Raw genomic sequence first — 21,768 nt, 5'->3', positions numbered from 1 at the left:
TAATATATACATTACTTAGTATAACAAAGGTAACTTTTACATAAAAATTTTAATAAAAAGATATAGGTTTAAATATTTTATCCACTAACATAGAGAAGTATTTGTTAATTCAAATAATACTTTTATTAATTCATTTAAGGAGTGTGAAATGCCAAAAAAATTCCAAAACACTAAGAATAGCATGCGAAAGAGAGAAACAACAAATAAGCAGGAGATGGATGGTCCAACAATTAGAATTGTATCTGACTTGGAAAGTATAAAACAAAACAGAAGAGTAGAATTTTTAATTAAAGGAGAGAATTTAACAGTAAAAGACCTCTCTATATCTTCTAGAGCAGCTGAGATAGGCTTGGTTACAGGAATAGTAAATTCAATAGACATTCCTCAAGCAATTCGTGAATCGACAATAGATGGAATTATTTTAGGTCTTAAGAGTGGAGAAATAGAAAAAGGTAAAGAATATAATTATAGAGAATTTAAGAAAATATATCTAAAAAACCTTGTAGATGAATTGGGTAAGGATAGTTCAAAAAAGCTAAAAGAAAGAACTGATGAAAATAGCCAATTGAGAGAATCTACTACTGAAGAAATTGATTGTCAGATGCAGGAAGATGTAACTATCGAATCAGCTTCTTTAACAAAACAAGAATTCGATTTTGCATCAAGCAAAGTAACTACTAAAGAGATTAATGACGTAATAAATGAAATAGAAGAATCAAATGCTAGTTATGGAATTACTCCTGAAGATATAAGTAGTGTTTCCCGTTTTGATAGTAATTCACAAGAAGTGTTAGATCATTCTATATTTAATAGCACAGATGTGGAAGGGCCTAAATTACCCGAAATAAATGGAGGACAGTATATAGGAATAGCAGGGATTGCTGGTGGTATATTGGGTGGAGTGCTAGCAGTAGCTTTTGCAGGATTAGGATACTTTGTATGGCATAGAAAAAATAGGGAAGGTAGCTACGATGTTGAAAAAGCGATGAAAAACCTTCCTGAACAAGCTCAACTTGAGCATTCCGGATCTACATCAGAAATAGAATCTTTGCTCAGCAATGCTACATCGGTAGCACATCTATCTTCTCAGATTAGTGTCGAGTAAGATTCCAGAGTTTGATGGCACAACAGTGCCATCAACTTAGCTCTTACAGCACTTATATGCTCTGGAACCAAAGGAGAAGAAATTTTCCTGTCTTACAAAAAATTTTATAACTCTTTCTCTAATTTTATATCGTTTTTACTAAGGTATAATAAATTGCAATGAGAAATTCAGATATTAATATATGTATTATTTAGTATAATAAAAATATAAAAATCTTAGTGAAAAGATGTGGACTTAAATAATTTATCTTTTATACATAAGGAAATATTGGTCAGCTTGGGGGTCATATATGTCAAGAAGATTGTAAGTTAAAAATGTGATATAAAAGAGATAAGAGGGAAAGATAACCCTACTCACTATAGGAATAGGGCTATCACGGGCGTGTGCGACCGAATGAAAGTTGGTATTACAACCGTAGCCATCAAGGTAAACTAGCCCCATCTCTCGATACGTTTGAATAGTTGCATGGGACATATGTATGCACCCGTTTACAATCTTAAATTAATTAAACTATCGAGGTTATTTATTATGATTACATCTTATCAAAATTTCATTGGCATTGATATCGGAAAATTTAAAAATGTTGCTGCAGCTTATAACCAAAGGAGCGCTATCAAGTTTGACAATGATGCTACTGGTTGGCAACAGTTGTTTCAAAAATTTTCAGATATCCTACCTAATTCTCTAGTAACTTTAGAAAACACTGGAAAATATGAGCTTGGCTTAGCACATTTTCTTGTTGATAAGAATGTTGCTGTACATCGAGCTAATACTCGTAAAGTAAAAAGTTTTATCATATCACATGGAACTTTAGCAAAGACAGATCAATCAGATGCAAGAGCCCTTGCTCAATATGGTTTTGAACGCTATAGTGCTCTATCTCTATTTGTGCCTATGTCAAAAGAACAAACCGCCTTAGTTGCACTCTGTCAACGTCGTGATGACATTACGCAAATGAGAACTCAAGAGAAATGTAGGCTTGCAGCACCTGAAAACGACTATATAAAGGAAAGTTGCCAAAAAACAATAGACTTTTTTACCAGTCAGATAAATGAGTTCAACGATGCCATACAAAGAATTATTGATAAAAATCCAGAGTTACAAAAGCGTCAAAAGATCTTGAGAACAGTGCCAGGAATAGGTCTCAAGTTATCACAAGTTTTTGTGTATCTAATGCCAGAACTTGGCCACCTAAACAAAAAAGAAGTTGCAAGTCTTGCTGGAGTTGCTCCACATCCAAAAGAAAGCGGTAAAACTATTGGTTACCGAAGGATAACAGGTGGTAGAAGCAATGTTCGTGCAAAGCTTTTCACAGCTGCTATGGCTGCTGCAAGATCTAAATCTGCACTTGGTGCTTTTTATTCTGATCTTATTGGTAGAGGTAAAAAGAAGATGGTAGCTATAACAGCTCTAATGCGAAAAATCATAGTAATTGCCAATGCAAGACTTAAAGAAGCAATTAATATGAAATAAAAAAAATCTGTATAGAAAATAGGTTAACGAATATGTGCGTCTACACACATTTAAAGCACATATTCGTTAACCATAAAATCTAAGCAGTGCTTGCTGTTTGATATAAATTTCTTTCTGTATAAACTAGGGTTTTTGTTGCCAAAATACATTTTTCAATTGAATAAAAATACAAAATTATCAACAAATGAGACTAAATTCAAAAAATTTTAAAAAACATAGTTGATTTAAAAATACTGTAGGAAAAAAAAGATCAATCAATAAGGAAAAAAGGAATAGATGGATTAGTATTGAATCAGAATTGCGAGATGTAGAACAAAACAGAACAATATATTTTCTATTGGGAGGAGGTGATTTAAAACTTAAGTATGTATGTATGCTTGACGATACATCTTATCGTATTCTTGTTGCTGAAGGAGAAATAGTGCATGCAGAAAATCCAAAAGTGATGATTGATGATATTGTTTCTGATCTCAAGAGTGGAAAAATACGAAGTTATAAAAGATATAATGCCAAAGAGTTTTATGAAAAGTATCTCAAAGAGTTTTTGAGTAATGAGAATTTGCAAAAGCTGGAAGCTGGTGATATTGAAAGTACAACAACAGAACTACCAAACTTAAAACAAGTAATGGAAGAAATGAAAAAATCAAACGCTAGCAATGGAATTACAATGCGAAATATAGAAAGTGTTCAAAATACGACGAATATTTTGGGTAATCCTATGATTCATGATACAAACTTGAGAGAGTTTAAATTATTGGAAACACCTTCAAACGAGAAAAATAATATAGTGTTCACAGTAGGTATGTTAGCAGTAACAGTAGCTTTGGTAGCAGCTATCGCAGCAGCTGTACCATTTAAATGTTGGTTTTATAATAGAAAAAATAAAAGCCATAGTAGTGCTAAGGAAGAAACTCCATCTAGTTATTTATTAAGTGCAATAACTTTAGAAAGTGGAACTAATTCTATTCGTTAGCCAAAATATTGCAAAAATAGAATTTTTTTATTATTTTTTTACAGTTTCCTCATTTAATAATTTTTATGCTCTAATTATTATACTTAATTTATCATTACCTGTTGTGTAAACAAGATGAGAATTTTCAATAATCTACATCCTTTAGTAAGAAAAAATCAATACATTCACGATAAATTTACCTCATATCTGTGTTTTATATGTGGAATTTCGAATGGAAAATTATGCAGGCAAAGAAAGAAGAATAGTGAATATAGTTACTCAACATTGGAGTGATATAAAAGGATCAGATAGAGAATGGCCAGAAAGACATGAAATAGACACTGCAGAAATCATGGAGTCATGGCAGCATTGTTTTATCATTGAAGTTAAAGATCGAGGTTATATTTGTGAAAATGCAGGAGAAAAAGCTATTGAATTTTATGGTTTTGAAAAAAAGATGTACATCGATAATAAATATGCAATTGATGCACCATTTTTGCGGCTATATAAAATAGATGCAGTTATTGATAAACTTGAGACTATAATAGAAAGTAAATGCCCAATTAACGAAGAGGAAGAAAGTGAAAGTGTTAAAATGAGACAAGTATTGTTGCCAATTGGAGATAAAGAAGGTATAACACATATACTGGGTGTGATTACATTCAAGCTGCTTTAAAATACAATTTTAATTTGATTTTTTAATAAAGTTATCTATACTCATACTTAATTACTAATAAAGAACTAAATAGTGGTGTTTGTAAATTTGTTTAGAATATGACGAAAATAAAATTAAAAACCAAATCTTCTGTCAAAAAGCGCTTTCACCTTACAGCTAAGGGTAAAGTCATCTCTACTCAGTCAGGTAAAAGACATGGTATGGTAAAGAGAAGTAAATCTAATATTCGTAATCAGCGTGGTACAACGATTCTTAGTAAATCTGACTCGCGTATAGTTAAGCTTTATATGCCTTATGGTATTTAACAAAATGGAGGTAAAATAAAAATGGCTCGAGTAAAACGTGGAGTCACTACTCATGCTCGTCATAAAAAAATATTGAAACTAGCAAAGGGTTATAGAGGACGGGCAAAAAATTGTTATAGAATTGCATTACAAAGAGTTGAAAAAGCACTCCAATATGCTTACAGAGACAGAAGAACCTGTAAACGTGATTTTCGTGGTTTATGGATAATACGTATTAATGCAGCAGTAAGAGAACATGGACTTACTTACGGTAGATTTATGCATGGTCTTAAACTTGCTGAAATTGATTTAAATAGGAAAATTCTTGCTGAGATGGCTGTTAATCATAAGGATGATTTTGCTAAATTAATAGAAATTGTAAATAGTAAGTTAGCTTAAAGCAAAAACACCATGAGAATTATTTTCATGGGGTCACCGGAGTTTGCTGTTGGTGCGTTAAACTTACTACTGAAATTACAGAGTGAAATAGTAGCAGTATATACCAAAGCTCCAAAACCTTCTGGACGTGGGCAGAGGTTAACAAAATCCCCAGTACACATCGTTGCTGAAAAAAGTGACATAGAGGTATGTACTCCTGCCTCTTTAAAATCTTCGATAGAGCAAGAAAAGTTTGGAAATTTTAAGCCAGACGTTGCAGTTGTTGCTGCGTATGGATTGATACTTCCAAAAGAAATTTTAAATATTCCCAAATATGGTTGTATTAATATTCATCCATCATTGCTTCCTAGGTGGCGCGGTGCAGCTCCGATACAGCACACAATTTTAGCTGGAGATCAAGAAACCGGAGTTAGCATTATGCAGCTAGATGAAGGATTAGATTCTGGCCCTATTTTAAAACAGAAAAAATTTCTTATTGAAAAAAGCGATAATTATAAGACGTTGTATGATAAATTGTCTGAATTAGGTAGTGATTTACTGCTGAAAGTACTAAACGAAATTGAAAAGCAAGTTCCCTTAAAACAGAGCGATAACGATGCGTGTTATGCTGACAAAGTAAAAGACTATAAAATTTACGCAAGTGACGCCTGTGAAATTGCTTATAGAAAGGTTAAAGCATTTTATCCAAAAGCATTCATTAAGGTAGAGAATAAACGTATCAAGATACTTGATGCTGAATTTGAAGCCTTCACTTCAGGACAAGGTGAGATCATTAATGATAATATGCATATAAGTTTAAAAGGTGGTACTTTAATTCCTAAAGTTGTACAAATGGAAGGAAGAAATCCTTGCGATATTAAAGATTTTGTTCGTGGCTTAAAATCAAGTTTAACAAAAAAATTTATAGAATAGACTGCTTTGAAAGGAGGGTGAGGAGAGCTAAAGCAACTTCTACAATTTGGTATTCCGCTTCTTGTTAGCGGAATCTACAACAAGATACCGCGTTTTGGTGTACGAACATTGCAATTTGCAGGTAATTTGAGTAGTAGATGGTGTCATTCCAGTCTGGAATCCAGTTTCTATTGTACAGCCACCTGGTGTGCTCATTTAAAGTGAAGTTTTCTGGATCCCAGACTGGGATGACATCTTTCTTGGTCTCTTGTATCACAATGTTCGTACAGCTATGTGCTTGTTAGCGGAATCTACAACGAGATACCGCAGTGGTATGACGTAGTAGCTATATATAGACAAATTTTCTTTTCTTAGATATAATCTTAAGAAACCTTCCATATGAAAATTAAAAGAGCTTTAATATCAGTATACGATAAGACAAATATAATTGAACTTGCATCGTTTTTGATGCAGCAACAAATAGAAATTCTCTCAACAGGGAATACTTATAAAGTGCTATCAGGTGCGGGAATAAAAACGCAAGAAGTTTCAGATTACACACAATTTCCAGAAATACTAGATGGCAGAGTGAAAACTTTACATCCTAAAATTCATGGAGGAATACTCTGTGATCGAAAAAGGCACGAAAAGGAAATGCAGAATCTAGAAATTAAGCCGATAGATCTGCTTATAACTAACTTATATCCATTTTGGAAAACGGTTAATAGCAACTCAAGTGAGAAGCAAATCATAGAACAAATAGATATAGGTGGAGTAGCATTAATTAGAGCTACAGCAAAAAACTTTCATTTCACTTCAGTGATTTCTAGCATTCAAGATTACGAAACACTGAAAGCTGAGATGATCAAAAATAACAATCAGACAACATTAGAATATAGAAAACATCTAGCAACTAAAGCATTTGCTCTGACTGCACAGTATGATTCTAATATTTACAATTGGTTTTTATCACAGGGTAAAAGCAATGAGTTACCAGAGTTTTTTACTTTATATGGATGTAAAGCACAAGGACTCAGGTATGGTGAAAATCCTCATCAAAAAGCTGCATTTTATAGCAATCAATTTAGCAAGTATCCACTGGAGAAAATACATGGAAAAGAGTTGAGCTATAATAATATAGTCGACATAGAGTCTGCACTTAACATAATTTCTGAGTTTCAAGAACCTGCAGCAGTGATAATAAAGCACAATAATCCATGTGGCGCTGCTGTTAGTGATAGTGCTTTAAAAGCATATGAAAAAGCTCTATCATGTGATGAAATAAGCAGTTTTGGTGGAATAGTTGCTTTCAATCGGGAGATAGATTTAAAGCTAGCAGAGAAATTAAACGAGATATTTTTGGAAGTGGTGATAGCACCATCGGTAAACAATGAGGCACTAAAAATTTTACAAAAAAAGAAAAATTTAAGAGTGATTATTCATCAATCTCTTCAGCAAAATGCAAAATATCAAATCAAAAATGTTGTTGGCGGGTTCTTAGTGCAAGAAAATAATAACCATACAGTAAAAGTAGAAGAAATAAACCGAGTGACAGAATGCACTACAACAAAAAAAGAGAAAGAAGATCTTATTTTTGCTTGGAAAATATGTAAACATGTAAAATCCAATGCAATAGTGATAGCAAAAGACAGTTGTGCTATTGGCATCGGTGCAGGACAAACAAGCAGAATAGATAGTGTGAATATTGCAGTAAAAAAAGCAGGTGAAAAATGTAAAGGCGCAGCGCTTGCTTCGGATGCATTTTTTCCATTTCCAGATAGTATAGTAGAAAGTGCAAAGCATGGAATTACAGCTATAATTCAGCCAGGTGGCTCATTGAAAGATCAAGACGTGATAGCAGCTGCAAATGAGAATAAAATTGCCATGTTTTTCACTGATGTTCGTAACTTTCTCCATTAAGCTTTGTATCCTGTCAAAATTATACCCACACAGGGCTTTGTTGCATAGCAGCTTATAGGTATGAAAATTGTAGTAAATTTATGTAGTTACTTTAAACTCAACTATACCTATCTGTAATTGTAAGCTGTACTCTTGAGCTCCTGATGCGATTTATAGCAAATCCTAAAATGCCTTGCTGTTTTTCCTTATAGACATTCAGCTTACCTTGTACATTAGTCTATCTGGATGACATTTTACTTTTTCTAGAATATAATAATTCCCTAGAAATTACCCTACTCAATTCTATTGTACCTTGTTTAACATTGAAACATGAGTCTGGAATCTAGAAATTTTTTAAGAACAAAAGTTATTCTAAGTTTTTGTTGGTAAGAAAAACTGAATTACAGCTCCATGCACTGGAATGATATCTAGGTCTAAAGTCTACATAAAAATCGTTTACAATCGGCGTTCAATGTGATAAGTTGAAAGCAGTTTATTCCTCGGTAGCTCAGTGGTAGAGCAGTTGGCTGTTAACCAATTGGTCGCTGGTTCGAATCCGGCCCGGGGAGCACTATTTTATACAATCTGTACATTTCACTTTTGTATCCGTTCAGGAGAGTGGTTTAAGAAACAATAGATAAGAGGTTTTGGAAAGGATTGAGACCCCTTTGTTTCCATGTTAAGTATAACGAAATTATCCGTTCAAGGAATGCATTTCCCCGCTTTGATTGTGTAAAATACGAATTTTTGCGGTAAACGACATAATGCCGTATCTGCTGTTCAGCATGGTTGTTTGTCAGCGGAATGTTTTTTGGGTCATCTAAAAAATTCCACATCATTCTTTCAGATTTCAAAATATTTTTCGCAACTCGAGAGGCTCCAATTGCTTCAGGTAAGTAGGATATTTCCTTCAAGTAATACCTTGTACGTTTTCGCAACTTTCTGGCACGTCTGGCAAATCTAAAAACATCTATCTCATTTTTTAGCAAAGCCTTTTTTAGTGCAAATAATTCAGTAGCTACATTTCTTAAGTAACAGCCAAGAACTTTGACTTCAATATTCCAACTATGCGCTAATCTTTCAAAATCCCTTGCTAAGTGTGCCCAGCAGATTTGCCTTTTTTCATCAGCAAAGTAATTGTATACTGCGTACCTGTCGGTTACCACTAAGCTATTATGATTGCAGCATGCGTTATTTTTTAAAACTTTCATTCCTCTTGACTCTGTCAACTTCACAAAACTTGCCGTATTGCTTGCAAACATCCAACACCAAGCGAGTTTACCTTTGTTATAATGGCTCGTTTCATCAATATGTAGAACTTTACTCCTACTTATCTCTTGTTCGATCTGCTCATACATTTTTTTGCATTTTGAAGCAACTCTATGTTCACTATTTGATATGCTAACGACGCTTATGTTCAAATTGAAGATATCATTTACGACACTCGCTATTTCGCGTTTTGAATTTTTGTAGAATCCGCTGAACGCTGCAATTATTGACTTAACCCTTGGACCAAATGTATCTGACGTAACACCTTCTGGTAACTTACTGCTTCTTCTTTTTCCGCATCTCCGGCAACGACCATGCTCCATCTGATATTCCACTACATAAGGCCTAATTTCCGGAAGATCAACTTTTTGATGAATGTACGGTCCATTGCATATTGCAATCCCTCCTCCGCATTCACAAGTAGATGACAACTTTACTTTTATCACCTCATCTGCATCCATTTTGGCGCGAAAACTTCCTTTATGACCAACCTGACCACCAACGTTTCTGTCGCTCTTTGGCTTGTCCTTTTTTATTTTGTACAACTCTCTAGAGCTTGGTAGAGATGAATTTTTCGAGTTTAAACCAAGCCTTTCCTTTAATTCAGCGTTCTCTATCTTTAAAGCCTTGTTCTCTGCTTTTAAACTTTCATTCTCCCTTTCCAGCTTTTCTATTTTTGCTTCTAACTTTTCTATTTTTTGCTGTAAATTTTTGCAAAGCTCTAAAAGGTTTACCACATTACCTCACTTTTGCTCTATGATTATCTTTTTAGATCACCTTGTCTACCTTATTCTGCCACTCCGCTGAACGGATACTTGTGTACCAGTGTTGAAATGACCCACTCAAAAGGGGATTGTATTTACTCTGAATCAGATGATAAATTAGATGCTTGGTAAGCGTAATTTGGAGCTTCCTGTGTAATGATTATATCATGAGCATGACTTTCTCTTAACCCTGATGAAGTAATAGTGACAAATTTGCAGTTTTTTTTCATCTCTTCTATATTACGGTTGCCAGTGTAACCCATTGCAGCTTGCAACCCACCAATTAACTGACAGATCACTCCTGAAGCTGGACCTTTAAAAGGAACTCTTGCTTCTACTCCTTGTGGGACTAAATCAAGTTTTGAATCTTGAAAATAACGGCTAGCTGACCCTCGTTTCATTGCACTAATAGATCCCATTCCTCGATATTCCTTATATGCTCTACCCTTATACATGATAATCTCACCTGGGCTTTCCTCAGTACCAGCAAAGATTGAACCTATCATCACAGTATCAGCACCAGCTGCAATAGCTTTTGCAACATCTCCCGAATATTTTATTCCACCATCAGCAATTAGTCTGACGTTTTTTGTTTTACAAACCTCTGCAATATTCTTGATCGCAGAGAATTGTGGCATACCAACGCCTGTAACTATTCTGGTAGTACAAATTGATCCTGGCCCTATTCCAACTTTCACTGCATCAACACCAGCATCAATCAACGCTTCAGCAGCCTCCTTTGTTGTAATATTTCCGCCGATTAATTGCGTATTCGGATACATCTTTTTTATTTCCTTAATAGTGCTGATAACGTTCTCGGAATGACCGTGAGCGGTATCTACAATAACCACATCAACTTCTTCTTCGACCAAAGCTTCACATCTTTCTATACCGTCTTTTTTACCAGTACCAATTGCAGCGGCAACTCTGAGTCGACCTTTACTGTCTTTACATGAATTTGGATATCTATTGTATTTTTCGATGTCTTTAACTGTGATTAGACCTATGCAACAAGAATTTTCATCAACAACCAAAAGCTTCTCTATTCTATTTGCATGCAACAATTTCATTGCTGAGGCGCTGTTTACTGCCTGCTCTCGAACTGTTACTAACTTATCTTTTGTCATTACCTCGGAAACTTTTATATTCATGTTCTGGTCTTCAATAAACCTCACATCTCGATTAGTTAAAATTCCCACTAACTTGCGTTGATCAACTACAGGAATGCCGGAATAATTATACTCTCTCATTAATGAAACTGCTTCTGCAACCGTTTTATCTGGGGAAATTGTAATTGGGTTATACACGATCCAGCTTTCATATTTTTTCACCCTTCTTACTTCTAACACTTGTTCATCTATTGATAAATTCTTATGTATGCAACCTATTCCACCATGTTGGGCAATAGCTATTGCAAAGCCTGATTCAGTGACAGTGTCCATTGCAGAGGATATGAGAGGGATATTTAGTTCTATATTATTTGTTAGATAAGTTCTTGTGTCTGCATCACGAGGCAATACATCAGAATAGGCCGGTAAGAGAAGTACATCGTCAAACGAATAACAAGCTTCCATTTTTTTCATATGCTTTATTTAAAGCTTATACGCCAATTAATGAAATTGCAATAGAGCTTTTGCAAAATTAGCCTGGCTCCAGCTATTTTTAGATCAAAATAGGATAGAAGAGGTATGTAGCTCCTAATATATTTATCGCATAATTATATTATTTGCTAGCAAACAGAACTGCTCAATAGTTAAGCTTTCTGGACGTTCGTCTCCACTCAGTTTAGCATTCTCAAGAGTAGTTGAGACATCACTAGTTATACTTTGCAAGCTATTTCTCAGCATCTTTCTTCTTTGAGCGAACACAGCACGTGTTAGCTTTGTTAAGGTTTCTAAATTTACTGCAAATCTTGGAGTGGGTAAAGGTTTTACTGTAATTACTGAAGAATATACTTTTGGTCTTGGAAAAAATTCCTTAGGTTCAATATCAAATTCCTTTTTTATGTCGCATAGTAACTGGCTTAGCACTGATAGGGAACTATAATCTTTAGAATTAGGTTCTGCTGTAATACGCTCTGCTACCTCCTTTTGGAACATTAACGTCAAATTCGTAAAAAATTTTATATTATTTAACCACTTTAAAAATAACGCTACTGAGATATTGTAAGGCAAGTTAGCAATGACTTTGACTGGACATTCTACCAGCTCTTTTTCTACAACATTAAGTGCATCTGCTTCTATAATTCTATATTTTCCCTGATGCTCATTTAGCAATTGTTCGTGATGTTTCACTAAACTACTATCTTTTTCTATAGAAAGTAGAAACTTTGGATTATACGCCAATATTTCTCTTGTTAACGCACCATACCCAGGACCAATTTCAATAACATTAAAATCTTTCAGGCTACCAGCTAAGGCAACTATTCTTTTTGTTATCTCATTCGATAAAATAAAATTTTGCCCTAGACTCTTTTTTGGCTTCAGTAAAAATTTTCTCATATAATCTTATTATGCAGTATTTTAAAAATTAGTTGACGAAAATTCATCAATAATTGTATATTGTCAGTGTATTTAATGCCGGCTTAGCTCAATTGGTAGAGCAACTGACTTGTAATCAGTAGGTTGTCAGTTCAAGTCCGACAGCCGGCACTCTCATTCATATAAGAAAAATTGATGTCTTTTTTAATAGTAGCAAATTGGAAAATGAATGGAACACGTTCTTCATTTGTTGACTTTATAGGCAAACTTAACAACAAGAGCAACGAAATTACCTCTAAATTAGTAATTTGCCCTCCTTTTACATCATTTCCAAGCAGTATAGAGTTGAACAATAATATTAAAATAGGAGGACAGAATTGCCATCATAAAGAGTTCGGTTCTTACACAGGTGAAATTAGTGCAGGAATGTTGAAGGAACTAGGATGTAGTTACGTAATACTTGGACATTCTGAAAGGGCTCATGAAAAAGATAGTGAAATAAAACTTAAATCGAAAACAGCAATAGAATCAGGCTTACACCCAATCATCTGTGTAGGTGAAAACTCAGAAGATTATAAAAATAAAAAAACAAAAGAAGTAATAGAATATCAATGCAAAAACCGTTTGCCAACACATGGTGAATATACCATAGCATACGAACCGATATGGGCAATAGGAACAGGAAATGTGCCAAATAATGACGCAATTGCTGAGGTGATAGAGATAATAAAATTGTGTACTGGTAAAAAACACATTATATATGGTGGCTCAGTCAGCTCAGAAAATATAGGAAACTTGCTCAGTATTCCAAATCTATTGGGAGTTTTAATTGGTAGTGCAAGCTTAGATTTTGATCACTTTTATCAAATTATACAACAAGTCGAGAAAAAACTTTCTCTTAATTAATTCTAAAGGATAAATACTCTTATTGTAATGGTAAGGGAGTTGGCAAAATGTGTCAAGGAGTTTTCTATTGGCTAAGGTTGTGACAATAAAGTTAAGCACTGCCAAAAACTATGGAAGAAGTCATTATAATTTGTATTATATCTTTATAAAATGGTTCGCATAAGTTATCTAGAAGTGCAACTAAACAAATACAAAAATCAAAGTGTTGCGGTTTTCGGCCTTGGTAAAACTGGTTTGTCCGTTATTAATGCTCTAACAAAAAGCAGTGCAAAAATATATGCATGGGATGATAATAAAGAGCAAATAGCAAATGCAAAAAAGATATATAAAGAGTGTAACTTTACTCATCCCAATGAGTATAATTGGCATGAGATAAGCACACTAATTTTGAGCCCTGGAGTGCCAATACCAACGCATTGGGTAGTAAAACTTGCAAGAAGCTTTGACTGCAAAATAAAATCAGACATTGAGCTATTTCTTGAAACTAAAACTACAAGCCAGAAGGTTGTAGGCATCACCGGAACAAATGGCAAATCAACCACCACGTCACTAATAGGGCACATATTAAAATCCACAGGGAAAAAAGTAGCTATCGGTGGGAATTTAGGTATGCCTATTTTGGATTTAGAAAGAGATGCAGAAATTTATGTAATTGAATTCTCCTCTTTTCAATTGGAGCTAATGAATGAAATTAATGTGGATATTTCTGTATTGCTCAACATCACACCAGACCACATAGATAGACATGGAAGTATGAATAACTATATAGCAACTAAACTAAAATTGATAAACGGTAGCAAGATTGCCGTGATAGGATGTGATAACAAAATTACCGCTGATGTATTCAATAAATTCACTGGGAACAAAATTCCAATTTCAGTAACATATTCCCTGGTGTCATTCCAGCGCGTGACCAGAAAAGAAAAACCATTGCCAACTACTCAGATGACAGAGGGTAGTGCAAGAGATCTAATATCATTGGCAGATAACAATTTGCTTGATTATAGTGAACAGATTACTGGTATAGATCGAAATTATCTGGATCCCAGTGTCAGCTACTTGGATGACAAAAGGAGTGCTGAGATCCAGGATATCTCGCTAAAACTAGAGAATCACAACTTATCAATGAGTGATATGAAAGTAAACCTAGTATCCAATGTAGAAAATATAGTAGCTGCACACGCTGTGTGCAAGTTACTTGGAGTAGATAGCAGCACTATTGTCAATGAAATCAAATCCTTTCCAGGGCTAAGACACAGAAATGAATTTCTTGGCAAAATACATAATGTACTTTTTATCAACGATAGCAAAGCAACCAATTCAGAATCGACCGAAAAGGCAATTTTATCTTATAAAAACATATATTGGATTGTTGGCGGAAAAAGCAAAAAAGGCGGAATAGAATCATTAATCAAGCATTTCACCAAGATTAGAAAAGCTTTTCTTATTGGAGAATCAACTGAAGTTTTTGCAAACATTATGGAGAACAAAATAGATTATATGAAGTGCTATAATCTAGAAAACGCATTTAAACTGGCTTTTGAAGAGGCCATAAATAGCAAAGAAGAAGTAGCGATATTACTTTCTCCTGCATGTTCTTCTTTTGATCAGTGGAAAAATTTTGAAGAGCGCGGTGAAGCATTTTGCAGAATGTTTGAAAATCTCAGGTACAATTATATGTGATGTTTAGTATAGTATTGTATGGAACAAAAGTTAATAGTAGATGAGCTGGTTAAGGTTATTCCATTTGAAGGAATAAGTGATGCAACCTTATTGAAAGTGTGCACGAACCTTAACCTAGCCAATAGTTTTTGTAAATTTCAAAATGGAATATATAGTGCTTTGGAGTACATAGCAGAGGACTTAAATAGCTCAATGGAAACTGAACTTTGGAATTCCAATTTAGAAGATATGAAGGTAAGAAAGCGGATAAAGTTAGCTGTCCAAATACGCCTTTCAAACTATGCTAAGTTACAAAATTACAGAGAGTTTTTAAAAAATGTTTTATCATTCTCTATATTACCCCAAAATACATATTTTTCTAGTAAACTCTTGTACAGAACTGTTAGCGCGATTTGGTATGGCATTCATGATCAATCAACAGATTTTAACTACTATACAAAAAGAGCAATATTAGCTGGAGTGTACTTAAGTACGATACTTTTTTTTATCAATGATTATTCAGAAGATTTTGCAGATACCCTGTCGTTTCTTGACAAACGTATCAACAATGTCATGACATTTCAAAAGTTTAAAACCCGTTTGAATAGAATGGTAAGAAACTTCTTATAGCCTCTTTACTTATACGAGTTACTCGTATTTATACCTAAAGCTGCCTTAATTTTTATGTTAAGATAATTGAACATCCACTAACAGTGAGCTTAACAAAGAACTTGATTGAAAGCAATACATTAGAAAGTAGTTTTGCTGGAAACTTGAAGTAGACAGAATTGATACACATAAAGCTGATCCATGTACAAAAGTATCTGTTCAGATACATGACTAATGCTGTGTGATCCATAGAGGTTATTACAATAAGAATGTAAGATCAAATAGAAATTTGGATTTGCAGTAGTTTATAGACCTTATTACAATTGCAAAGGATAAATTAGTTAATCTAGGGTTAAACTACGTCTGAGTTGGATAAAACTATACAAAGAGTTGGGTCATGCAGGAAAGGTATGTCAGCATTATGGTATTTCACGTTTTACCTTACGTAAATGGTACAAACGTTATGAAGAGTTAGGTGAAAAAGGATTAGTAGATCTCAGTAGTAAGCCTAAAACTTCACCTTTGCAAAAGATCAATGAATCAGATGAGCAGCTTATTCTTCATCTAAGACAAACTAGAAAGCTAGGGGCAAGGCGTATTCAAACCGAGTTAAGACGTCTATATGATTTATCCTTGTCATTGGCTACTATACACAAAATTTTCAAAAAACATGATGTAAGTCTTCTGCATGTTAAACGTCATTATCGCAAACAGGTCAAGCGTTATAACTGTAAAGTACCTGGAGAGCGTGTGCAGATGGATGTGTGCAAAATATCGTCAGGGCTTTATTCAGGAAATTGTGGACTTTAATATATCGGAATTTAGTAACTTCAATAAATTGTGATATATCTCTTACAGATTCATTCAAACTTAATTAAGTGGGAGTATTGTGAATGCGAAAAGGGTTTAATTAAAATGGTATGGCGTGTGAGGAAGACATACATCAATTGGTAGAAAGTGGATTTGATATTAACTCAAAAGATGTAAGCGGAGTCACTCTCTTGCATAAGTTTACAAAAGAAGGCGATTTAGTTGGAGTAAAATCATTATTAGAGCACGAAGCTGACTTTAATGTTGTGGACAATGAAAATAGAAATCCACTGCATTATGCTATTATGCATGGACACAAAAAAATTGCTAAACTTCTTGTTAATCAACTGACAATTAATTCTAGAGATAAAAATGGATTTACTCCACTTCACCTTGCTACACTACAAGATGACACAGAATTAATGGATTTTTTAATAACAAAAGGCGCAAAAGTTAATGAAAAAGATGCTGAGGAAGGCTATACTCCTCTTCACATAGCTTCATTATACGGTTCTAAAAAGAGCGTCCAGATTTTAATTGATAGCGGAGCAAATCTTGAATGTGAAGATAATAACTTTCGTACTCCTTTATTTTTGACCATTTATCAATGTACTACACATTATGAAAGTAGAGCAGAGATTATAGAATATCTGATAAAGAAAGGTGCAAACATAGAAGCAAAAGATGCAGAAAATAATACTACGCTTTTTCTAGCAGCATATAACAACAAAATGCAACTGGTAAAGCTTATTGTAAAGCAAGCAAAAGCTAAGTTAAAAGAGTTTATTTGCACAAAAAATAAACATGGTTTTGATGCACTGGATTGCGCTATTAAGCATAATAATAGGCAAATGGTAACATTTCTTGTTTCAAAGGGAATAGAAGCAGATGACCAAGATTGTAGCGGTAACACCAGGTTACATAAAGCTAGCTATAATGGTGATACTAAAGCAGTTAAGTTCTTATTGGAGCTTAAGGTAAACGTTAATGCCGTCACTAGATGCAACAGAACTCCTCTGCTACTTGCAGCTAAAAAAGGCCATGTAGAAATTGTAAGAATGTTGTTAGCAGTAAAAGCCAATATGAATATTTGTGATCAACAAGGTTTTACACCTCTGCATCTTACTATTCAAAAGGATTATTTTGATATAGCTCAGCTATTAATGGAAAAAGGGGCAATTAATTGTAGTAATGATTATACTGCAATAGATATGTTTATTGACAAGGCTCATAGCAAAAAAAATATTGAAGAAAATTACAAAAAATTTTGTAGGTTTTTGATGCTTTACTTGAAAGAGCTACATAGTAAACACAAAGCCTTTTGTGTACTTTCAATCCTAGCTCTAAGCTTAACAATTATAGGTTTACCATTTATTTTCAAGCCTATTATTAAATATAGAGAAAGAAGTAAAATATATAAAAAAATTAGGGCTATGCTGATTTATATTTAAGTATAACAGGAGAACTAAGCTAATATATGACAATTATCTGCTCGATAAAAATGGAATTAAATGTATCCGTTTAGCAGAGTGGCAAAATAAAATAGACAAAACCATAAAAATAAATGGTGTCATGCAATTTGAGCTTCGGCATAGATCCCACATAAATTTTTTGGTACATATTTTTTCAATATTAATTTCGTATTCCATTCAAAGAATATTAATATTGGCATATAAGTATGAATATTATGCTAATATAATTACTTTTTAGGTATACATGGCAAATTTATGCCTGGAAACAGTTTTTCCTACACTTTCTTTATAAAAATCACAGGCGCCTGTTATTAGCTAAAGTAAAGGTCAAGTATCTGGAATTCTGGACATAAAATCCTCCTGTATAAAAAGATTAGAAAAAAATGCAGCGCACATATGACAGACCGCTGAAAAAGATACGCTACGTTTTTTATTGAAAAGTTAACTGAAAGTCTGCAGACAAAGATAGATTTTGAGCTCTTAAAATATCTCTAATTGTCATTATAATCAGATTCAAAATATGCGGAAGTAATTTTTTTTGACAATAGATTTCTTGCATAACCAAGTGTCATTCCAGCTGGGATCCAACTAAGTTGGTAAACACTTTACAACGTTTTTTGCGCGAAAAGGCTGGATGCCAGTGTCAGCTACTTGCATGACATCGTCTTGGATGAAAATCAGTACGTGATGCACCAAAAATTGTGCATCAAAAGGGTGTCATTTGAGTAACTTTTTTGTTGTCATGCCAGTGTCAGCTACTTGCATGACACCTATTTGTTCCTATGATAGTCTTATCTGTCTATCTTATTTTGCTACTCTGCTGAACAGATACGTTTCTTTTACCTTTTTTATTCTGTAAATTTTTTAGTATTTGTATGTTTAACATAAGAACTACACAAGACTACAAATGGTGAATCAGCATTACCTTAAAGAGAGTACCCATATTTTCAGTTAACCTTAAAAATTCACTGAAGATCTTATTCTTCTGTTCATTACTTGCATTTTCCATTAAAGCTTGCGCTCTTTCCTTTATACCAAACAAATATAAAAATTCTCTTTGAGTTAAAATCTCACAATGTAAGTATTTTAATGAATCTTTTAATGATTGAAAGTTCACAAGTGCAGTGATGTCACTATTACCGACGTTTTCAAGAAAATTAGTATATTTATGCTGCCTTATCGATTGCAAAGTGCTCTTATATTCAGGATATACATAACCATAATCTATAATCAGGGCAGCTCCTCCGTTATTGACTATCTTATTCTCAAGTTTCTTTAATATTTCGATTCCGGCTAGGCATACTTCCACTACTGCACCATTGAAACCCCCTGTCATTCCAGTCTGGAATCCAGTTTTTGGTCTGGTTAAGCACTGGAGTGACAATGAAAGACTGCCATCATCTTGTTTTATTACTCTATTTTCATACCACTGCTCATCACGATAAATAAATTGGTCAATTGGAAGGGCGTCAAATAACTCATTTGCAAAAAAAATAGTTGGCTGATTTGGTAAGTTGTCGACATCTGTGTGCCAATTAATATCTAATCCCTTTAATTTTTCCTTTTGTATTTTCTGTAAAATAGGGCTTATCTCAACTAGATGAATGTCCATTGAGCTAAAAAAACAGCTATATTTTTTGGTGACTCTTATTACATCATGAATGAGTGTTCCTTTACCTGGCCCAAGTTCAACTAGAGAAAATTTTGATGGCTTTCCTAATTTTTCCCATGTATTCATTATCCACACTGCAATTGTTTCACCAAATAGCTGACTAATTTCAGGTGCAGTAATGAAGTCACCATCTTTGCCAAGTGGTAATTTATTCATGTAATAGCCGTACTCTTTATGATATAGAGCAGCATTCATAAAATTACTGATGGATATTGATCCTTGGCTTTTATCAATTAATTCGTGTATATAAGTAAGCATATTATTAATAAATGTTTAACTATAGCGTGCCATACTATAAAATAGTGGAGTATTTATATATATAATATAAGTTTAAAGGCGATAGTGCTTTGGTTATGAATAGTCAAGATACGGATTATGTTACCCTTATACCTCAAGATGATGGTGTTGAATATAAATTTGAAGAAGTTGTCAATTTTGTAGAAAATAAGGTTGTAGGTGCTGATGAATTAACTTTAGCGGAGGTATTTCAAGCATTAGTTAAAATGCTGAATGGTGACCTAGAGTTAGTAAAAAAAGTGTTAGCATATGCTAATATTATGGTAAAGCATGGAATGAGGTTAGCAAAAGAGTCACAGCTAAGCAGAGCCGATGTTCGTCGAGCTTTAGAAGGCAAAGAAAGTGTGTTTAATAGGCAAGATTTTATCAAAAAACCACCTCTTGTATCTTCTATAAAATCGGTTAAAAAGAAAAGTAGAGGTCTTTAAATGGCTGAGTCTATAAAAAAATTTACTGTACAGTGTGATTTCAAAGGACAGAATGCACCTTTTGCAGTATATATAGGAAATCCAAAGGGTGATACTCATCCAATTCACCATCAAGATTCATGGCTTGCAAAGGAGCGTGGAGGAAACATTCCTAATAAAGTTAAAGAAAGTTTGCAAAAATTATACAAACTGTCTCAAGAAAACGGGATCTCTTTTCCAGAATTATGCGCATATGCCATTACTATAGTTAGTAATAATGATAAAAAAAGTGACGGTAAGTAGTTAGATTCTCAATATTTCATTTATAGAAGTTTTTGATCTCGTCTTCTCGTCCACTTTTTTTACTATAACTGCACAATAGGTTGAGACATTATTTCTAGATCGAGTAGATCCTGGCACGACTACAGAATAAGGTGGCACTTCACCGTAAAATACTTTGTTCGTTTCCCTATCAATGATTTTTGTTGATGCTCCAATAAACACCCCCATACTAAGGACTGATCCTTCTCTTATTATAACACCTTCGGCTACCTCACTGCGCGCTCCAATAAAGCAATTATCCTCTATAATGACTGGAGAAGCTTGAATAGGCTCGAGAACTCCGCCTATTCCCACTCCACCGGAAATATGACAGTTTTTTCCTATTTGTACACAACTACCAACTGTTGACCAAGTGTCTATCATTGTGCCAGAATCAATGTATGCACCAACGTTGATAAAGCTTGGCATTAGAACAACATTTTTACCTATGTAAGCAGATTGGCGGACAAAACACCCAGGAACTGCTCTAATTTTTGAATGGTAAAATTTTTCTTCATTCCATTCACTAAACTTACTACCGATTTTGTCAAACCAGCAATTGGTGTTGTCTATTATTTTGCTTTCCTCAGTGAGGAAATGTAATAATATTGACTGCTTTATCCACTTATGTACTATCCATTCTCCACTTGATAGCTTTTCTGCTACTCTAATTTTACCACTGTCAAGTAACTCAATTACCTCTTTGATTATTAATCTTGCTTCGTGTTTTAGATTATAGTCGTTAAGTTTTTCTTTATCTTTCCAAATATTTTCTATCTCATCTTGTAATTTTTTAGTTGCAAATTTTTCATTTATTATATACATATTGATATCAAATTTATATTATTTTATACGTAAGCACTATGAAAATACAATGTCATAATTGTACTAAAACTTACTTAGTATCTCGTGGGCAAATAGGTGAATCTGGAAGAAAAGTGAAATGTACAAACTGCAATCACATGTGGCATGAGTATCTAAAAGAAATGTCAAGTGAATTGTGCCCTGCTGGTATACAAGAAAAAAAAGCTAACTGGAGGCAAAGTTTAACTCTAGCTTTTGCAACAGTTGCAGGGTTATGCGTTATAATTGTTGGTGGTATCTTTCCAGGAGAGGTAAGTAAGATATATAAAGCAGTTAGTTCATATAAAGATTCAATAAGCCATAAATTAGGATACAAAAAAGTGCAAACGGAAAATTCAAGTGCGAGAGAACTTGTTGTAAATGAGTTTTATCAAGATTACCTTTTTCTATCTAATTTTAGATCTAATTAAATAGGCATAAGTCATCAATGTTATGCAAATAACTACACTTATTCCTTTATGATAGTGTCATTCCAATTTCAGCTACTTTCATGACGCCCTATGATTGTTATTACATCGTTTACTATAGATTTGTTTCAGAAGCTTACATCCAGAAA

The 21,768-nt window shown here is 33.8% G+C and carries 20 protein-coding genes, 2 tRNA genes and 2 pseudogenes; 18 read left to right on the top strand and 6 right to left on the bottom strand.

The genetic code is table 11. The features are described 5' to 3' along the window. The first annotated feature begins 148 nt into the window (after positions 1-148). The 7 genes from ONG75_RS02795 to fmt all read left to right on the top strand — a co-directional run bounded on the left by ONG75_RS02795 (position 149) and on the right by fmt (position 5,801). Positions 149-1,105 (top strand): hypothetical protein, encoded by a 957-nt coding sequence (locus ONG75_RS02795; protein ID WP_264375722.1) that lies wholly within the window; start codon positions 149-151, stop codon positions 1,103-1,105. A 528-nt stretch (positions 1,106-1,633) separates the two neighbouring features. Further along, on the top strand, positions 1,634-2,578 hold the full coding sequence (locus ONG75_RS02790) for an IS110 family RNA-guided transposase (RefSeq protein ID WP_264375534.1): 945 nt from the start codon (positions 1,634-1,636) through the stop codon (positions 2,576-2,578). 337 nt (positions 2,579-2,915) lie between these two features. Further along, positions 2,916-3,551, top strand: a complete 636-nt coding sequence (locus tag ONG75_RS02785; RefSeq protein ID WP_264375721.1) for a hypothetical protein — start codon at positions 2,916-2,918, stop codon at positions 3,549-3,551. A gap of 211 nt (positions 3,552-3,762) precedes the next feature. Next, on the top strand, positions 3,763-4,206 hold the full coding sequence (locus ONG75_RS02780) for a PAS domain-containing protein (RefSeq protein ID WP_264375720.1): 444 nt from the start codon (positions 3,763-3,765) through the stop codon (positions 4,204-4,206). 98 nt (positions 4,207-4,304) lie between these two features. Then, positions 4,305-4,511, top strand: a complete 207-nt coding sequence (gene rpmI / locus ONG75_RS02775; RefSeq protein ID WP_010402777.1) for a 50S ribosomal protein L35 — start codon at positions 4,305-4,307, stop codon at positions 4,509-4,511. Between the two features lie 21 nt (positions 4,512-4,532). Continuing rightward, the gene (gene rplT, locus ONG75_RS02770; RefSeq protein ID WP_063630562.1) at positions 4,533-4,889 is read left to right on the top strand and encodes a 50S ribosomal protein L20; all 357 of its coding nucleotides are present in this window, start codon (positions 4,533-4,535) and stop codon (positions 4,887-4,889) included. A 12-nt stretch (positions 4,890-4,901) separates the two neighbouring features. After that, positions 4,902-5,801, top strand: a complete 900-nt coding sequence (gene fmt / locus ONG75_RS02765) for a methionyl-tRNA formyltransferase (protein WP_064085375.1) — start codon at positions 4,902-4,904, stop codon at positions 5,799-5,801. An 87-nt stretch (positions 5,802-5,888) separates the two neighbouring features. On the opposite strand, the pseudogene ONG75_RS07880 reads toward fmt, so the two are convergent. Next, positions 5,889-6,018, bottom strand: a pseudogene (locus tag ONG75_RS07880) (WPE palindromic element domain-containing protein); the annotation flags it as partial. A 161-nt stretch (positions 6,019-6,179) separates the two neighbouring features. Here ONG75_RS07880 and purH point away from each other — a divergent pair. Further along, complete coding sequence (purH, locus tag ONG75_RS02755; protein WP_264375719.1) at positions 6,180-7,700, top strand: bifunctional phosphoribosylaminoimidazolecarboxamide formyltransferase/IMP cyclohydrolase; 1,521 nt, start codon at positions 6,180-6,182, stop codon at positions 7,698-7,700. Positions 7,701-8,176: 476 nt separating this feature from the next. Next, a tRNA-Asn gene (locus tag ONG75_RS02750) sits at positions 8,177-8,248 on the top strand. A 54-nt stretch (positions 8,249-8,302) separates the two neighbouring features. Here ONG75_RS02750 and tnpC read toward each other — a convergent pair. From tnpC to rsmA, 3 genes are all read right to left on the bottom strand, one after another. Further along, positions 8,303-9,685: an IS66 family transposase gene (gene tnpC / locus ONG75_RS02745; protein WP_264375454.1), complete on the bottom strand. Its 1,383-nt coding sequence runs from the start codon at positions 9,683-9,685 to the stop codon at positions 8,303-8,305. Positions 9,686-9,807: 122 nt separating this feature from the next. Then, positions 9,808-11,295, bottom strand: coding sequence for an IMP dehydrogenase (gene guaB, locus ONG75_RS02740; RefSeq protein WP_012481851.1), 1,488 nt, complete (start codon positions 11,293-11,295; stop codon positions 9,808-9,810). A 123-nt stretch (positions 11,296-11,418) separates the two neighbouring features. Then, entirely contained in the window at positions 11,419-12,213 is a 795-nt protein-coding gene (gene rsmA / locus ONG75_RS02735) for a 16S rRNA (adenine(1518)-N(6)/adenine(1519)-N(6))-dimethyltransferase RsmA (RefSeq protein WP_264375718.1), read from the bottom strand. A 77-nt stretch (positions 12,214-12,290) separates the two neighbouring features. On the opposite strand from rsmA, the gene ONG75_RS02730 reads away from it, so the two are divergent. From ONG75_RS02730 to ONG75_RS02705, 6 genes and pseudogenes are all read left to right on the top strand, one after another. Continuing rightward, positions 12,291-12,363 (top strand) — tRNA-Thr (locus tag ONG75_RS02730). A 24-nt stretch (positions 12,364-12,387) separates the two neighbouring features. Further along, positions 12,388-13,098 carry a triosephosphate isomerase gene (locus tag ONG75_RS02725; RefSeq protein WP_264375717.1) on the top strand — a complete coding sequence of 237 codons (711 nt, stop codon included), beginning with the start codon at positions 12,388-12,390 and terminating at the stop codon, positions 13,096-13,098. A 150-nt stretch (positions 13,099-13,248) separates the two neighbouring features. Next, positions 13,249-14,781, top strand: coding sequence for a UDP-N-acetylmuramoyl-L-alanine--D-glutamate ligase (gene murD / locus ONG75_RS02720; protein ID WP_264375716.1), 1,533 nt, complete (start codon positions 13,249-13,251; stop codon positions 14,779-14,781). Between the two features lie 18 nt (positions 14,782-14,799). Next, entirely contained in the window at positions 14,800-15,390 is a 591-nt protein-coding gene (locus ONG75_RS02715; protein WP_264375715.1) for a COQ9 family protein, read from the top strand. Between the two features lie 339 nt (positions 15,391-15,729). Beyond that, positions 15,730-16,179 (top strand): annotated as a pseudogene (locus ONG75_RS02710) (helix-turn-helix domain-containing protein); the annotation flags it as partial. Between the two features lie 110 nt (positions 16,180-16,289). Next, complete coding sequence (locus ONG75_RS02705) at positions 16,290-17,630, top strand: ankyrin repeat domain-containing protein (RefSeq protein WP_319606830.1); 1,341 nt, start codon at positions 16,290-16,292, stop codon at positions 17,628-17,630. A gap of 922 nt (positions 17,631-18,552) precedes the next feature. On the opposite strand, the gene ONG75_RS02700 is transcribed toward ONG75_RS02705, so the two are convergent. Further along, on the bottom strand, positions 18,553-19,581 hold the full coding sequence (locus tag ONG75_RS02700; RefSeq protein WP_264375713.1) for a class I SAM-dependent methyltransferase: 1,029 nt from the start codon (positions 19,579-19,581) through the stop codon (positions 18,553-18,555). Between the two features lie 95 nt (positions 19,582-19,676). Between ONG75_RS02700 and ONG75_RS02695 the strand changes: the two genes are divergently transcribed. Beyond that, a complete protein-coding gene (locus tag ONG75_RS02695; RefSeq protein WP_264375712.1) occupies positions 19,677-20,048 on the top strand; it encodes a hypothetical protein in 372 nt (123 codons plus the stop codon). After that, the gene (locus ONG75_RS02690) at positions 20,049-20,330 is read left to right on the top strand and encodes a DUF2610 domain-containing protein (protein WP_007302102.1); all 282 of its coding nucleotides are present in this window, start codon (positions 20,049-20,051) and stop codon (positions 20,328-20,330) included. It begins immediately after the preceding gene. Here the strand turns inward: ONG75_RS02690 and dapD are convergent, their stop codons facing one another. After that, the gene (gene dapD / locus ONG75_RS02685) at positions 20,331-21,173 is read right to left on the bottom strand and encodes a 2,3,4,5-tetrahydropyridine-2,6-dicarboxylate N-succinyltransferase (RefSeq protein WP_264375711.1); all 843 of its coding nucleotides are present in this window, start codon (positions 21,171-21,173) and stop codon (positions 20,331-20,333) included. A gap of 38 nt (positions 21,174-21,211) precedes the next feature. On the opposite strand from dapD, the gene ONG75_RS02680 reads away from it, so the two are divergent. Then, entirely contained in the window at positions 21,212-21,622 is a 411-nt protein-coding gene (locus tag ONG75_RS02680; protein ID WP_007302100.1) for a zinc-ribbon domain-containing protein, read from the top strand. The last annotated feature ends 146 nt before the right edge of the window (positions 21,623-21,768 follow it).

The sequence above is a fragment of the Wolbachia endosymbiont (group B) of Sphaerophoria taeniata genome (assembly GCF_947179355.1).
Lineage (GTDB): Bacteria > Pseudomonadota > Alphaproteobacteria > Rickettsiales > Anaplasmataceae > Wolbachia.
This window is presented reverse-complemented; position numbering and strand designations above follow the sequence as displayed.

What these genes read in the sequence shown, in the direction of transcription:
- murD (WP_264375716.1), top strand. Translation starts at nt 13,249, where the DNA reads ATGGTTCGCATAAGTTATCTAGAAGTGCAACTAAACAAATACAAAAAT.
- rplT (WP_063630562.1), top strand. Translation starts at nt 4,533, where the DNA reads ATGGCTCGAGTAAAACGTGGAGTCACTACTCATGCTCGTCATAAAAAA.
- rsmA (WP_264375718.1), bottom strand. Translation starts at nt 12,213, where the DNA reads ATGAGAAAATTTTTACTGAAGCCAAAAAAGAGTCTAGGGCAAAATTTT.
- ONG75_RS02790 (WP_264375534.1), top strand. Translation starts at nt 1,634, where the DNA reads ATGATTACATCTTATCAAAATTTCATTGGCATTGATATCGGAAAATTT.
- ONG75_RS02700 (WP_264375713.1), bottom strand. Translation starts at nt 19,581, where the DNA reads ATGCTTACTTATATACACGAATTAATTGATAAAAGCCAAGGATCAATA.
- dapD (WP_264375711.1), bottom strand. Translation starts at nt 21,173, where the DNA reads ATGTATATAATAAATGAAAAATTTGCAACTAAAAAATTACAAGATGAG.
- ONG75_RS02690 (WP_007302102.1), top strand. Translation starts at nt 20,049, where the DNA reads ATGGCTGAGTCTATAAAAAAATTTACTGTACAGTGTGATTTCAAAGGA.
- ONG75_RS02695 (WP_264375712.1), top strand. Translation starts at nt 19,677, where the DNA reads ATGAATAGTCAAGATACGGATTATGTTACCCTTATACCTCAAGATGAT.
- ONG75_RS02680 (WP_007302100.1), top strand. Translation starts at nt 21,212, where the DNA reads ATGAAAATACAATGTCATAATTGTACTAAAACTTACTTAGTATCTCGT.
- ONG75_RS02705 (WP_319606830.1), top strand. Translation starts at nt 16,290, where the DNA reads ATGGCGTGTGAGGAAGACATACATCAATTGGTAGAAAGTGGATTTGAT.
- ONG75_RS02795 (WP_264375722.1), top strand. Translation starts at nt 149, where the DNA reads ATGCCAAAAAAATTCCAAAACACTAAGAATAGCATGCGAAAGAGAGAA.
- fmt (WP_064085375.1), top strand. Translation starts at nt 4,902, where the DNA reads ATGAGAATTATTTTCATGGGGTCACCGGAGTTTGCTGTTGGTGCGTTA.
- rpmI (WP_010402777.1), top strand. Translation starts at nt 4,305, where the DNA reads ATGACGAAAATAAAATTAAAAACCAAATCTTCTGTCAAAAAGCGCTTT.
- ONG75_RS02725 (WP_264375717.1), top strand. Translation starts at nt 12,388, where the DNA reads ATGTCTTTTTTAATAGTAGCAAATTGGAAAATGAATGGAACACGTTCT.
- guaB (WP_012481851.1), bottom strand. Translation starts at nt 11,295, where the DNA reads ATGAAAAAAATGGAAGCTTGTTATTCGTTTGACGATGTACTTCTCTTA.
- purH (WP_264375719.1), top strand. Translation starts at nt 6,180, where the DNA reads ATGAAAATTAAAAGAGCTTTAATATCAGTATACGATAAGACAAATATA.
- ONG75_RS02715 (WP_264375715.1), top strand. Translation starts at nt 14,800, where the DNA reads ATGGAACAAAAGTTAATAGTAGATGAGCTGGTTAAGGTTATTCCATTT.
- ONG75_RS02780 (WP_264375720.1), top strand. Translation starts at nt 3,763, where the DNA reads ATGGAAAATTATGCAGGCAAAGAAAGAAGAATAGTGAATATAGTTACT.